At 46.5% G+C, this 13,629-nt stretch carries 12 protein-coding genes; 3 read left to right on the top strand and 9 right to left on the bottom strand.

The annotated features are described in order from the left end of the window. Positions 1-9: 9 nt before the first annotated feature. The 3 genes from Q4E64_RS08730 to Q4E64_RS08720 form a co-directional block, all read right to left on the bottom strand. The gene (locus Q4E64_RS08730; protein WP_303167472.1) at positions 10-459 is read right to left on the bottom strand and encodes a hypothetical protein; all 450 of its coding nucleotides are present in this window, start codon (positions 457-459) and stop codon (positions 10-12) included. Between the two features lie 33 nt (positions 460-492). After that, positions 493-1,890 (bottom strand): hypothetical protein, encoded by a 1,398-nt coding sequence (locus Q4E64_RS08725; RefSeq protein WP_303167471.1) that lies wholly within the window; start codon positions 1,888-1,890, stop codon positions 493-495. Between the two features lie 486 nt (positions 1,891-2,376). Continuing rightward, a complete protein-coding gene (locus tag Q4E64_RS08720) occupies positions 2,377-2,691 on the bottom strand; it encodes a helix-turn-helix domain-containing protein (protein ID WP_303167470.1) in 315 nt (104 codons plus the stop codon). 447 nt (positions 2,692-3,138) lie between these two features. On the opposite strand from Q4E64_RS08720, the gene Q4E64_RS08715 reads away from it, so the two are divergent. Together Q4E64_RS08715 and Q4E64_RS08710 are read left to right on the top strand one after the other, a co-directional pair. Further along, a complete protein-coding gene (locus Q4E64_RS08715) occupies positions 3,139-3,693 on the top strand; it encodes a LemA family protein (RefSeq protein ID WP_303167469.1) in 555 nt (184 codons plus the stop codon). A 29-nt stretch (positions 3,694-3,722) separates the two neighbouring features. After that, positions 3,723-4,481, top strand: coding sequence for a YgcG family protein (locus Q4E64_RS08710; RefSeq protein WP_303167468.1), 759 nt, complete (start codon positions 3,723-3,725; stop codon positions 4,479-4,481). 104 nt (positions 4,482-4,585) lie between these two features. On the opposite strand, the gene nrdR is transcribed toward Q4E64_RS08710, so the two are convergent. The 4 genes from nrdR to Q4E64_RS08690 form a co-directional block, all read right to left on the bottom strand. Continuing rightward, positions 4,586-5,044 carry a transcriptional regulator NrdR gene (gene nrdR / locus Q4E64_RS08705; protein ID WP_303167467.1) on the bottom strand — a complete coding sequence of 153 codons (459 nt, stop codon included), beginning with the start codon at positions 5,042-5,044 and terminating at the stop codon, positions 4,586-4,588. Positions 5,045-5,273: 229 nt separating this feature from the next. Then, positions 5,274-6,548, bottom strand: a complete 1,275-nt coding sequence (locus Q4E64_RS08700; RefSeq protein WP_303167466.1) for an SLC13 family permease — start codon at positions 6,546-6,548, stop codon at positions 5,274-5,276. 414 nt (positions 6,549-6,962) lie between these two features. After that, positions 6,963-8,237, bottom strand: coding sequence for an SLC13 family permease (locus tag Q4E64_RS08695; protein WP_303167465.1), 1,275 nt, complete (start codon positions 8,235-8,237; stop codon positions 6,963-6,965). A gap of 336 nt (positions 8,238-8,573) precedes the next feature. Beyond that, on the bottom strand, positions 8,574-9,260 hold the full coding sequence (locus tag Q4E64_RS08690) for a Crp/Fnr family transcriptional regulator (protein WP_303167464.1): 687 nt from the start codon (positions 9,258-9,260) through the stop codon (positions 8,574-8,576). A gap of 827 nt (positions 9,261-10,087) precedes the next feature. Between Q4E64_RS08690 and Q4E64_RS08685 the strand changes: the two genes are divergently transcribed. Next, complete coding sequence (locus Q4E64_RS08685) at positions 10,088-10,858, top strand: sulfite exporter TauE/SafE family protein (RefSeq protein ID WP_303167463.1); 771 nt, start codon at positions 10,088-10,090, stop codon at positions 10,856-10,858. Positions 10,859-10,946: 88 nt separating this feature from the next. Here Q4E64_RS08685 and argH read toward each other — a convergent pair whose 3' ends face one another. Together argH and Q4E64_RS08675 are read right to left on the bottom strand one after the other, a co-directional pair. Beyond that, entirely contained in the window at positions 10,947-12,359 is a 1,413-nt protein-coding gene (gene argH, locus Q4E64_RS08680) for an argininosuccinate lyase (RefSeq protein ID WP_303167462.1), read from the bottom strand. Further along, a complete protein-coding gene (locus Q4E64_RS08675; RefSeq protein ID WP_303167461.1) occupies positions 12,359-13,579 on the bottom strand; it encodes an argininosuccinate synthase in 1,221 nt (406 codons plus the stop codon). Before Q4E64_RS08675 ends, argH begins: the two co-directional genes overlap by 1 nt. Positions 13,580-13,629: the final 50 nt, after the last annotated feature.

The raw sequence follows: 13,629 nt of genomic DNA, 5'->3' as shown, positions 1-13,629 counted from the left end.
TCCTCCAAATTATTTATGTAAAGTATCCGCGCCGGCAGGAATATATTTTACAGCGGGCGCATACGCAAACAAGCCTGCCAAATAATATAACACCGGAGGAAATACTACGACAAATACGCTTGCTAAGCCGCTGCCGTCAACAGCTCCCGGTAAGAAAATAAAATTACATAAAAGGCCTAAAACAATAGAAAGTATTAACAGAGCATAAAATTTTATGCTTATTCCGCCTTCACCCGCATACCCATTACCTATGAAAAACCAAATGGCTGCGCAAATAAACCCTGAAAGGCCGCTGATTCCTCCGCAAATTTTATATGAACTAATCCATTCATCTACGTCTATTCCTTCTACCGGAACAATGGTGTCAACTAAAAACATATTTCCGTAAGCGAAGAATAAAACCAACCACAACAAAATTAACATGCCTAACGTTTTGACAATAAAACTACCCCAAGTCATTTTTACACGCTCCTTAAAAATATTATTTTAAAATTATTTCAAAGCTTCTAAATAAACATAAATATCATAGAAGCCGGGCTGATTCATTTCATAATTCAACGAAGCAGCCATTTTTACAAAGCCATCAATATTCAATGTTTTATTCCCCATTCCCGACAAATCTTCAGGATTAGAAATTTCCGCATCTTGAAAATTCCAATCGCTGAATACATTATTTGACTCTATATAGTCGTCCTTATCTGGAAGAACAGCTATCTTAACTCGGTATTTGCCTTCCGCTTTTCTTATTCCAAGCGGATTAAAAATAAATTGCAGCGGAACATTAGCGTTAGTATCATGTAAACCGGCGTCAGAAGCTAAAATTTCTAAGAAATCCTTGTGGTCTACTTTAACAAACTCCGCATTGCCAAAGCTATTAGCAGCTTTCCCCATCAATTTATTTAGGAAGCCTGTCTCTTTCTGCTTACCCGTTTGTTGCCATTTTTCTACATCAGAAATAGTGCGCTTAAATTTATCCGGACAATTACCGATAACATCTTCAGCTGTCAAAGTCGCGTAAAAGCCCGACTTCTTTTCATCTAATTTTAGACGGTACTGCAAAATATCGCTGTTACTCCCTAGCATAGTGGAAATTTGCGCCATGTTGGCTATTCTTTCCTTACTATTATTTTTCACCGCTTTTCCAGAAGTCAACTTAACATTGCAGCCCATATGTTTAGACAGCAAATTCATTTTAATAAGCCTATCGTCGTCAAAATTTTTAGCATAAGCTTCGGCAAAAAAACGCACGTCCGCTTCCTTACCTATAATTAACAAATAAAACGGCCTATACGATTCCACTTCATCATTGCTGGCGTAGGCAAACGCTAACATATTTTTGCCAACGTCGTAAATTTTACCGTTAAATTGACTTTTCACACCAATTATCGCCATTGCTTTGCTCTCGTCAGCAAAACAAGCTTTTTTCAATGCTATTATTAAGCTATCGATATCCTGATTCGTTTGAAAAAGATCCGTAACCATAATATTAAGCTTATTAGCATCCATAGCTTCGACTACTTTTTGTAAGCTTGTATCTTTTTCCTGATAAAAAATTGTATGATTTGCTTGCAAAAATTGCTCGCGACTTAAATTCTGCAAGCTGTCGCCAAACTTTACATATTCGATTTTTTCTTGCTTCCACCCACCGGTAATCGTGCGCTCTATATTTTTCAGCGATTCGCTATAAACAGAGCTACCTTGCTGATTTACGTACCCCGCCATAGAAAAAGTTCCATCAATATAAATTGCAGCATCTATGCTATCTGATTTACTAGAAACATTTACTATCGGCTTCGCTATATTCCGCCCGCCGGCGTCATTATTAGAACACCCATAAAGAAAAATCGCAAGCAACGCCAATGTAATAAATAAAATTATTCTTCTCATCATAAGCACTCCATTCCGTTTCTTATATCATAAAAATTAAACTATAATACAAAATATAAAGCAGCTCTCCTTCCCAAAAAATTCTTAAGCGAAGCAACCAACAGCATAAATTTATTACATTTTTTTCAGATATGTTTCACAAATTAGAAGACATAAATTCATATTCAGTATAGCACCTCGTCCCCCCCGGTCAAGCAAAAGTCGCTATCAAAGCGACTTTGTCTTTCAGGGCTTGGGGCCTTGGTCAAGTTCCAAAATTGGCTTATGTTCGAAATCTCTCCACAAATAAATGCCCTTACGAAAGATAGAATAGCAAAAAGCGGGCATAAAAATAGAGGGATTAAAATTGTTAATAACAAATTTAATTCCTCTATTACACTATCAACATATTTTACAATATCAGCAATACTTTTTCCACACTAATAAGAAAAGGCTGCCGCGAAAGCCCCGCCGCTTACCGCAGCCAGCGCCTTCTCGACAGCCCCCGAATTAACTTTTAATAGTTTTCAGCATCTGCAAAGCCTGCAGCACGTCCTGCATAGTGCAGTTCTTCAAGGCCTCCAAGCCTGTATCCTGCTTTACTGCTTCCGTACCAAAAACAATTTCATCGATACCACAGTCAAAAATACGCGCCATTTTTACAAGATTTTCCAGAGTCAAGCCCGCTCTGCCGCTTTCAATATTGCTCATATGTGTTTGAGACACGCCAATTTCTTTGGCCAGATCCGTTTGATAAATGTTGCTTTTCAAGCGCAGGGTTTTAATACGCAAGCCAATTTCTTTGTAATTAAGTTCTTTTGCCATAATTCCATCATCTTCCAAAAGGATTTTTTATTGTTTCACTTAATTGCCGTCATTATCCGGCAAGCATGGTGGCTGCCAATCTTTCCCAAGCCCTTTGCCCACATCAAGAGCAAATGAAAGCTAAACAGACGCCTCCTTTCTCCCTTAAATCTTGCAAAAATAATTATACATAATCGACAATGCGAAAGCTTTGGCCTTCCATTATATAGCTAATAATATAATACACCTTATTAAATATATATGCAAGAAATATATTCTATATCACAATGGCATTTAAATCTTAACTATAAACTTCCCTAAGCTGACGGCCTGCCGGATTTTCACAAAGAATTTGCACATTGGTTACGTTTTTGACTTTTTGACATTTGACAGAAACAGCAAGATACCGTACAATGAGTTTATTATATATTGTAAAATTATTAGAAAAACTGAAAGGAAGATGTATCCATGAGTAAAACCCTGTTAGGCGTTATCGCCGCTATAGTAATCGTCGTAGGTATGCTGTTCAGCAGCTATAACGGTTTAGTAAGCCTGAACGAAAATGTTACCGGCAAATGGGCGCAGGTAGAAAACCAACTGCAGCGCCGCAACGACCTGATCCCCAATCTGGTTAATACCGTTAAAGGCTATGCCGCCCATGAAACCGAAGTATTTAAGGCAGTCAGCGACGCCCGCGCCAAATTAGGCGGCGCTAAAACCGTTGCTGAAGCCAGCGCAGCCAACAGCGAAATGAACAGCGCTTTGAGCCGCCTGCTGATGGTAGCCGAAAACTATCCCGACCTGAAAGCCAACGCCAATTTCACCCAGCTGCAAGACGAACTGGCAGGCACGGAAAACCGCATTGCCGTGGCCCGCAAGGATTATAACGACGCAGTACAGGTTTACAACGCCAAAATCAAATCCCTGCCCGCTTCCCTGTATGCAGGTGCCTTCGGCTTCAGCGCCCGCGATTACTTTAAGGCTGACGAAGGCGCGCAAAAGGTTCCCCAGGTAAAATTCTAAACCAGCTTTAAAGGAAGGCGGTTTAGCCTATGAAAAAATTATTTATCTACCTAGCGCTGCTGCTGCAAACCTTCTTTGCTGCGGCAGCCTTTGCCGAGCCCAGCATCCCTCCCAGGCCTGCGGCGGCCAGCGGCATCTATGTGCAGGATTACGCAGGCGTTATCAGCCAAGGCGACAGGCAGAAAATGCTCAGCATAGGGCAGGACCTGGATAACAAAACGACCGCCCAGGTGGCAGTAGTAACCGTCAAAAGCTTGGACGGCTACCCTATAGAGGACTACGCTCTGGCAGTTCTGCGCCAATGGGGCGTGGGCAATAAAGCGAAAAACAACGGCGTGCTGATGGTTATCGCCACCGAAGACCGTGCCTCGCGCATCGAAGTAGGCTACGGTCTGGAGGGCGTACTGCCCGACGGCTTAACGGGCCGTATCCAGGACCAATACATGCTGCCCTATTTTAAAAAGGGCAATTACAGCGCCGGCATCCTGCAGGGCTACGCCGCTACCGCAGCCACCATTGCTAAAAGCGAAGGCGTAGAGCTGACCGGCGTGCGTTATAACGGCGGCGCTGCCAACGGACAAGCTGGCGGCAAAAGTTCCGGCCTGACAGACCTGTTGCTGATTGCAGGCGTTATCGTCCTGCTGATTATCGATAATCTGTTTTTGGGCGGCTTTATCACCCAAATGCTGCTTTTGAGCCTGTTCCGGCGCGGCGGGGGCGGCGGCTTCGGCGGCGGCGGTTTTGGCGGCGGCAGCGGCGGGGGCGGCGGTTCGTCCCGACGCTGGTAAGGCAGTCCCCTGACAAAATAATCGCATACGAATACACAAAGGCGCCTCAAATGCCGCTGTCTAAGCGAACATTTGGGGCGCCTGCTTTTATGTGTTGAAGCGCTTTATTTATTTTTTTTCATAATGCGTTCCAGCTCCTGCATAAAATTCTTCACGTCGGCAAACTGACGGTAAACAGAGGCGAAGCGAACATAAGCGATTTGATCGGTTTCTTCTAAATGCCGCATCACCAGCTCGCCGATCTTAGCGCTTTCTATCTCGGAATCGCCGCCCATGCGCAGCTCTCGCTCCACGCTGTCGGCAATTTCCTGTACCTTTTCATAAGGAACGGGACGTTTTTCAAAAGCCTTCAGCAGGCCGGCAAGCAGTTTTTTAGCGTCGAACAGCTCACGGCGTCCATCCTTTTTGCTCACAACCAGGGGCGTTTCTTCATACTTTTCGTAAGTAGTAAAACGCCTGCCACACTCAGGGCATTCCCTGCGGCGGCGGATAGAGCCTCCGTCCTCCACGGCACGGCTATCGACAACACGGCTATCACGGTACGAACAAAATGGACACTTCATGCTGCTGCCTCCTCTGCAATACAGTTATATATTTTTATTATATCATGCGCAAAGGAAAAGAAGCAACGGAAAAATGCTTATAGTTTTTGGTTTACCAAAGCTACGTCTGGGAAATAATACCATGCAAAATCCAAACTAACCAAAAAAATTAAGCCCGCCGCCGAAGCGACAGGCTTTAATTTTTGTCGATAATCCCCAAAATCTTGGAGAATGCGTCAGAGATTTTTAATTATTTGCCGGGGAAGAACGGCCAAACAATAGGAATAACAACCAGAGATACGATGAAAGCTACGATTACCAGACCGGTACCGGCTTTTACATAATCCATGAATTTATAGCCGCCGGGGCCCAGTACCAAAGTGTTCGGAGGCGTGCCTACCGGAGTTGCGAATGCGCAGGATGCGGCAACGGCGATAGCCATCAGAACTGCTTTCGGGTCAGCGCCCAGTTGTTTGGAAATTGCAATACCGATCGGGCACAGCAGAGCTGCGGACGCGGTGTTGGACATGAACTGGGTCAGGCCGCAGGACAGGATGAACAGAACTGCGGTTACAACCAACGGAGAAGGATCGCCGCCCATCAGGTTAACGGTCCATTCAGCGATCAGCTTGCCGGCGCCGGTTTTATCCATAGCGGTGGATACGGGCATCATGCCGGCGAACAGGAAAATCGTTACCCAGTCGATGGAAGCGTAGGCTTGTTTTTCAGTCAGGCAGCCGGTCAGTACGCAAACCAACGCGCCGATAATTGCGGCCATTTCCAAGGTGATACCTTTGATACCCAAAGCCATTACCAAAACTACGGCCAGCAGGATAACGCCGGAAACGATCATTTTGTTCTTAGAAGTTTCGTTAGCTTCAATTTCTTGTTCGATTTCCTGGTCGGCGTCCAATTCTACCTTCGGCAGCAGGTGTTTACCAACGAACATCATGTACAGCATACCTGCGACAGAAACAGGAATACCGATCCAGGCGAACTCGAAGAAGCCAAAGCCTTCCAGACCGGCAGCGGTCATAGCGCCGGTAGCGATGATGTTAGGAGGCGTGCCTACCATGGTGATGATACCGCCCCAACCGCAGGCAAACGCCAAAGGCATCAACTGACGGGAAGCGGGAATCTTAGCTGCGGAGCAAATACCCAAAGCTACGGGCAGCAGGCAGGCGGCAGTACCGGTGTTGGACAGTACGGAAGAAAGCACGGTGCCAACGAGCATCAGGCCGAACATCAGGCTGTTTTCACCGGTGCCGCAAAGAGATACTACTTTGTTACCGATAGCCTGTGCCAAGCCGGTGTAGAACATGGCAGCGCCAACGACGAACATGCCGGCGAACAGTACAACGGTGGAGTTGGACAAGCCGCTAAATACCTGTTTAGCAGGAATCAAGCCCAAAAGGCCGCATGCAATAGCGCCAGCGGTAGCAGTAATTGCCAAAGGAATAAGTTCAGTTACAAATAATAACGCAACTACTGCCAACAGAATTAAACATTTAATTGCTGGGGACATTATATGTTCCTCCTTTAAAAGATATTTATATACAATGCCCGAAGGCACCATATATCAGTAAAAAATATAAATTTTTCAAAGTTCCAGAGATAATTTTGTAATTAAAAAAACTAGTAAGTTTCTTTAACTAAAGTTATGATAACAATATTTTAATGAAAGGTCTGTTGCTTTAGCAACAGAATACTTTCCCAACGCCTGCCACCGACGCCGCGCCACGCCCATTATCGCTTTTTAGACTTTAAATTTATTCTTTAATTTTAATAAATCAATAAAGCTATATCTGCTTGTCATCAGTCTATACAACTATTATCAGTTCTTTTAATAAAATGAAAAACGCCGAGCTTTTACGCGCGGCGTTTTAAATATCTTAATTGCTTTCTTTATTTTTTTAATCCGTCCGGTACTAAATATAACTTACTTTCCGGGGAAGAACGGCCATACCATCGGAATAACCACCAACGATACGATAAAGCATACGATTACCAGACCGGTACCGGCTTTTACATAGTCCATGAATTTGTAGCCGCCGGGGCCCAGTACCAGGGTGTTCGGAGGTGTGCCTACCGGAGTTGCGAACGCGCAGGAGGCGGCAACGGCGATAGCCATGATAACAGCTTTCGGGTCAGCATTGAGCTGCTTAGCAATTGCGATACCAATGGGGCACAGCAAAGCTGCGGAAGCGGTATTGGACATAAACTGAGTCAGAATGCAGGACAGCGCGAACAATACTGCGGTTACAACCATCGGAGAAGGGTCGCCGCCCATCAGGCCGACAGTCCATTCAGCGATCAGCTTACCGGCGCCGGTTTTATCCATAGCAGTGGAAACGGGCATCATGCCGGCGAACAGGAAAATCGTTACCCAGTCGATGGAAGCGTAAGCTTGCTTTTCAGTCAGGCAGCCGGTCAGTACGCAAACCAACGCGCCGATAATTGCCGCCATTTCCAAAGTAACGCCTTTAATATCCAAAGCCATTACCAATACTACGGCGATCAGGATAACGCCGGAGATAATCTGCTTTTTGGAATCCTGGCTGGTAGCTTCAATTTCTTGCTCGATTTCCTGGTCGGCGTCCAAATCTACCTTCGGCAGCAGGTGCTTGCCAACGAACATCATGTACAGCATACCTGCGACAGAAACAGGGATACCGATCCAGGCGAACTCGAAGAAGCCGAAGCCGGGCAGGCCGGCGGCAGTCAACGCGCCGGTAGCGATAATGTTAGGAGGCGTGCCTACCATGGTAATGATACCGCCCCAACCGCAGGCGAACGCCAAAGGCATCAACTGACGGGAAGCGGGAATTTTAGCGGCAGAGCAAATGCCCAAGGCTACGGGCAGCAGGCAGGCCGCAGTACCGGTGTTGGACAGTACGGAAGACAGCACGGTGCCAACGATCATCAGACCAAACATCAGGCTGTTTTCGCCGGTGCCGCACAAGGAAACTACCTTGTTGCCGATGGACTGCGCCAAACCGGTGTAGAACATGGCTGCGCCAACGATGAACATACCGGCGAACAATACTACGGTAGAATTGGACAGACCGCTGAATACCTGTTTTGCAGGCAGCAGGCCCAACAGGCCGCAGGCAATGGCGCCAGCAGTAGCGGTAATTGCCAAAGGAATAAGTTCAGTAATAAATAATAACGCAACTACCGCCAACAGAATTAAACACTTAATTGCTGGGGACATAATATTCCCTCCTTTTAAATATTCCAGAAAATCGCATAATTATAACTACATCAATCATAACCAGCTCAATTCTGTTGCCTATATAATAGCATAACAAGCCCTTGTATAATGCGACTCAAGCAACAGCAAGACTACATTTTCTGAAAATTACGCGAACTTTATTGGTACTAATTATTTGTATTTACTTACATTTTCATTATTAAATTTATTTATCTTATTTTACTTATCAAACACTCTGAAAAAGCAGCCGCAGTACTAAAAAAAGAAGAACGCCCGCAGGCGTTCTTAAATGCTTTGCAAAGCGTACCGGTATTTACTTGCATTTCTTAGCTGCCGTTACTTTTCCTTGTGCTGCACCTCTAAAAGCTCAAAAGTATTCTTCTCAAAATTGATCAGCCCCTCTTCGCGCATCCGCGCCAGCTCGCGCGTCAAAGCGCTGCGGTCGGCGTCCAGATAATTGGCCAGATCCGTTCTGTTGAAAGGAATCGTAAAACGAGTACTGTTATTGTATTTTGCTTCCTGCTCCAAGTAAGCCAAAATTTTACTGCGCAGAGTTTTTTTGCACAGAATCTCGGTTTTTTCAATTAAGCGCGTATTATTATCGGCTAAAATGGAAACGATATTGCACATCAAGCGCCTGTTGGCTTCGCTGTGGCTGCTGACGTCGCAAAGCATTTTGCCCAAGGGCAGCATCAAAACCTCGCTGTCGCTGGCTGCAAAATAGCTTACTACGCTGCGGTCCCCCAGCTTGCCCAAAAAGTTTTCGGCGAAAACGGAACCCGAACCTAAATTAGCGATAATGGATTTTTCGCCCCAAATATCCTCCTTAATCATCTGCACCGTGCCTTCCAAAACCACGCACAGGTTTTCTACGCAATCGCCGGCCAGATAGATATAATCAGATTTGGGGAAATGCTTGATTAAGCAATGAAACTTTTGCAATACTTCGTTGATTTCTTCCCTGGCTAAACCATGGAACAAGGGTATATCTGCATAATTGGGTGAGTACATTTTTATAGCCATTCCTGTCACCGCCTATATTCACTCCATTCATTTGATATATCCATTATGCCAAAGCCAATTATAGATGTAAATATTTTGTAATTAAAGTAAGTATTAAGTAAGTTTGTTGCGCAGGCAACACCGCTTTTGTCAATAAAAAACTTAAATTAGTAGTAAGCAGCCGCCGCAGCGCTTTACAGGCGCTAATTTTTAAGCACGCCGGCAATTTATATAAAGACTAAATAAAAAAATTAAAGAAAGTCCTGCCGGCTAAATATTTGTTGCTTTAGCAACGCACAAAGATTTTCAAAATATTTATAATAAACCCGTAGTAATACTGAGACATTTGCTAGGGGGCATTGTTCCTCAATGCCTGATATTCAGCCGGTACGTCTAAGAGGGAGATGTGCCGGTTCTTTTTTTGCCTAACAACCCAGCCCTTGCGCCGACGACTAATAACACATGCGGAAATCTGCGGTCTGCAAGCCGCGAAAATCAATTTTCAAAAAATGATATAATAGATGTATGAAGAAGAAAATTATGCTTGAATACTTTCAGGAAGTAGAAACAACTAGAGAATACAGATGTTATTTCTTAAAATTGATTTCCGTGTATACCAGCCACCCGATGGTGACAGAGCCGCGGTAGACATGGTATAATGCTTGTACACAGCGATTCGCGAGCTGAAAGCGAAGCGAGAGCTGATGTACAACATATACCTGGCACCCGGCGATTGGCGAGTAAAATACGATGACAGAGCCGCGGTAGACATGGTATAATGTAATATATAAAATTTTTGCAGCAGTTTTTGCCATTTGTAAGAGTGATTGAGTGATAGAGGGATGCAAATGGAATTACTTAGTTTTCTAATTGTCGGCGTTGGCGTCGGCTTGTTAGGTTCGCTTTTAGGCATTGGCGGCGGCATAGTAATTGTGCCGCTGCTAGTGTTTTATTGTGGCTACGAGCCTCAGGCCGCCATCGGCACGTCGGTGCTGGTCGTATTGTTGAACGCCATATCTGGCACGCTGGGCTATATGCGCAAGCGTCAGGTGTGCCTCGACGCGGCGCTGAAATTCGCTTTGGCTACCGTGCCGGGAGCTTTTTTAGGCAGCTATGCCGCGGAATACCTGCAAGGCAGGCTATTCTATTTTCTCTTCGGATTCTTTTTTATCTTCGTAGCTTACAATATGTTTACGAAGGCTAATAAAAATAAAAAAGCCGCGACGCAGGACAACGCGGCGACGCAAGCGCCGGAAAATTATAATTGGCAATTAGGCGTCGCTTGCAGCGTCGGCGTGGGCTTTTTAGCCAGTATTCTGGGAATCGGCGGCGGCATTATCCACGTGCCCTTCATGGCTTACGTATTAAAATTTCCGGTACACGTGGCCATCGCCACCTCCACCTGTATTTTAGCCGTTTCCTCCTTAGCCGGAGTTATTTCGCACGGCTTTTTAGGGCATATCATGTGGCTGGTCGGGCTGTGTATCGGCGCGGGCGCGTTTATCGGAGCGCAAATCGGCGTGCAAATCGCCCAAAGGCTGCAAGCCTCCTACCTGCTGAAATTTTCCAGCGTTCTCGTTTTCCTGACGGGGCTGAAGTTTTTACTCAGCTCTTTTTAAAATAAATATCGTTAAGGCGTAAAAAAGAGCCGCCGCTTGAGGAAATTATCCGCAAGCGCCGACTCTATTTTTATTTTTTATTTATGTTTTATAATTTACCTTGCAGCTCCGCCAGCTTTTGGCGTTGAGCAGCCAAAACCTTATCGCCTGCGGCAAGCTGCTTTTCATTTTCCGAAAAAGCGGGGCCGCCATAGGATTTACGCGCTTCCACGCAGTTTTCCGGATTCAGCGCCGCCAGCAAATCGCTTTCAAACAGCTCGGAGAACTGCTTGTATTCCTCCAAGCTGATTTCCGGCAGGAATTTGCCCTGATGAATAGCGTAAGCCACGCATTTGCCCACAACCTCGTGCGCCTGGCGGAAGGGCATCCCCTTGCGCACCAGATAATCGGCCAGGTCCGTAGCGTTGGAAAAATCCCTGCTCACGGCCTGCGCCATTTTATCCACGTTGACAGTCATAGTCAGAATCATATCGCGGTAAACCGCCAGGCTGAACTTAACGGTATCCACAGCGTCAAAGAAGCCTTCCTTGTCCTCCTGCAAATCCTTATTGTAGGTCAGGGGCAGGCCCTTGGCAGTTACCAGCATGGCCTGCAAATGGCCGTAAACACGGCCGGTCTTGCCGCGCACCAGCTCCGAAATATCCGGGTTCTTTTTCTGCGGCATCATGGAGGAGCCGGTAGCAAAGCCGTCGTCCAGCTCGACAAAGCCAAATTCCGTACTGCTCCACAGGCAGATTTCCTCGCTCAAACGGCTCAAATGCATCATCAGCATAGAAGCGAAGGACAGGAACTCAATAACGTAGTCGCGGTCGCTGACCGCGTCCATGCTGTTGGGATAAACCGTGCTGAAATTCAGCTCGTCGGCCACCATAAAGCGGTCGATAGGGAAGGTGGTACCGGCGATAGCGCCAGCGCCCAAGGGCATCATATCAGCGCCCTCCCATACGCCCAGCAAACGGCGGAAGTCGCGCTGCAGCATATTAAAATATGCCAGCAGATGATGAGCGAAGGTAATCGGCTGTGCCCGCTGCAAATGGGTATAGCCAGGCATCAAGGTTTTATCGTGCTTCTTCGCCACCGTCAGCAGTGCTTCCTCAAAGCGCAGCAGCAGCTCGGCGATTTCTGCCACCTCGCGCTTCATATACATATGCATATCCAGCGCCACCTGGTCGTTACGGCTGCGGGCTGTATGCAAACGCGCGCCGGCGCTGCCAATGCGCTCTGTCAGACGGGCTTCGACATTCATATGAATATCCTCCAGAGCCACGTCGAAATGGAAATTACCAGCCTCAATATCAGCCAGGATATCCTTCAATCCAGCAATAATCTTCTCCCCGTCCTCTGCCGGAATGATACCGCACTTTGCCAGCATACGGGCATGCGCGATACTGCCGCGAATATCCTCGTGATATAAACGCTTATCAAAATCAATGGACGCATTAAATGCGTCCACTAATTCGTTAGTATTTTTACTGAAACGACCGCCCCAAAGCTTAGCCATTATTTCAGGTCGCCTTTCTTCATCAGCGCACGAACTCTCAGCGGCAGGCCAAAGAGGTTGATGAAGCCGGTTGCGTCAGCCTGGTTGTATACTTCGTCCTCGCCGAAGGTTACATATTCCTGGCTGTACAGGGAGTACGGGGATTTTACGCCGGCGCTGTAGATGTTGCCTTTATACAGTTTCATGCGTACAGTACCGGTAACGGTCTTTTGAGTTTCGTTGACGAAAGCGTCCAGAGCCTCGCGCAGCGGGCTGAACCACATGCCGTCGTAAACAAGCTCTGAATAGCGGATGGATACCTGCTGCTTGAAGGATTGGGTTGCGCGGTCCAGGCACAGGTTTTCCAAATCGTTATGGCCGAAGTAAATGATAGCGCCTGCGGGGTTTTCATAAACGCCGCGGGATTTCATACCTACCAGACGGTCCTCTACCATATCGGTAATGCCTACAGCGTTGCGGATACCGATTTCGTTGAGCTTTTCTACCAATTTAGCCGGGCTCAGCTTCTCGCCGTTTACGGAAACGGGTACGCCTTCAACGTATTCCAGCTCTACATATTCCGGTTTGTCGGGAGCCTTTTCAGGAATATTGGTTACGATAAACAGCTCGTCCTTGGGAGCGTTCCAGGGATCCTCCAGATCGGAGCCTTCATGGGACAGATGCCACATATTGCGGTCCATGGAATAATCATGGTCATGGGATACGGGAATGGGAATGTTATGGGCCGCCGCATAATCGATCTCCTGATCGCGGGAACGCAGCTCCCACTCACGCCAGGGAGCGATAATTGCCAGCTGCGGGGCCAGAGCCATAACGGAAAGCTCAAAACGCACCTGGTCGTTGCCCTTACCGGTAGCGCCGTGAGCGATAGCGTCAGCGCCTTCAGCTTCTGCAATCTCTACCAGTTTTTTAGCGATCAGCGGACGGGCAAAGGAAGTGCCCAGCAGGTATTTCTTTTCATATACGGCGCCGGCTTTAACAGTGGGCCATACGTAATCGCGGATAAATTCTTCTTTCAAATCTAAAATATAGCATTTGCTGGCGCCGGTATTGATAGCCTTGTCATGTACGGGAGCCAGCTCGTCGCCCTGGCCTAAATCGGCGCAAACGGCAATAACCTCGCAATTATTGTAATGCTCCTTCAGCCAGGGAATAATTACGGATGTATCCAGGCCGCCGGAATAAGCCAGAACTACTTTCTTAATGTCTTCTTTTTTCATTGTCAAAAGCCTCCTAGAACTGAATAAAATACATATTCAATGAATAATCT

The sequence above is a fragment of the Phascolarctobacterium sp. genome (genome assembly GCF_030531065.1).
In the GTDB taxonomy this organism is placed as follows: domain Bacteria; phylum Bacillota; class Negativicutes; order Acidaminococcales; family Acidaminococcaceae; genus Phascolarctobacterium_A.
This window is presented reverse-complemented; position numbering and strand designations above follow the sequence as displayed.

Excerpts from the sequence above, each read along its gene's own strand:
- Q4E64_RS08730 (WP_303167472.1), bottom strand. The coding sequence starts at position 459 with ATGACTTGGGGTAGTTTTATTGTCAAAACGTTAGGCATGTTAATTTTG.
- Q4E64_RS08725 (WP_303167471.1), bottom strand. The coding sequence starts at position 1,890 with ATGATGAGAAGAATAATTTTATTTATTACATTGGCGTTGCTTGCGATT.
- Q4E64_RS08720 (WP_303167470.1), bottom strand. The coding sequence starts at position 2,691 with ATGGCAAAAGAACTTAATTACAAAGAAATTGGCTTGCGTATTAAAACC.
- Q4E64_RS08715 (WP_303167469.1), top strand. The coding sequence starts at position 3,139 with ATGAGTAAAACCCTGTTAGGCGTTATCGCCGCTATAGTAATCGTCGTA.
- Q4E64_RS08710 (WP_303167468.1), top strand. The coding sequence starts at position 3,723 with ATGAAAAAATTATTTATCTACCTAGCGCTGCTGCTGCAAACCTTCTTT.
- nrdR (WP_303167467.1), bottom strand. The coding sequence starts at position 5,044 with ATGAAGTGTCCATTTTGTTCGTACCGTGATAGCCGTGTTGTCGATAGC.
- Q4E64_RS08700 (WP_303167466.1), bottom strand. The coding sequence starts at position 6,548 with ATGTCCCCAGCAATTAAATGTTTAATTCTGTTGGCAGTAGTTGCGTTA.
- Q4E64_RS08695 (WP_303167465.1), bottom strand. The coding sequence starts at position 8,237 with ATGTCCCCAGCAATTAAGTGTTTAATTCTGTTGGCGGTAGTTGCGTTA.
- Q4E64_RS08690 (WP_303167464.1), bottom strand. The coding sequence starts at position 9,260 with ATGGCTATAAAAATGTACTCACCCAATTATGCAGATATACCCTTGTTC.
- Q4E64_RS08685 (WP_303167463.1), top strand. The coding sequence starts at position 10,088 with ATGGAATTACTTAGTTTTCTAATTGTCGGCGTTGGCGTCGGCTTGTTA.
- argH (WP_303167462.1), bottom strand. The coding sequence starts at position 12,359 with ATGGCTAAGCTTTGGGGCGGTCGTTTCAGTAAAAATACTAACGAATTA.
- Q4E64_RS08675 (WP_303167461.1), bottom strand. The coding sequence starts at position 13,579 with ATGAAAAAAGAAGACATTAAGAAAGTAGTTCTGGCTTATTCCGGCGGC.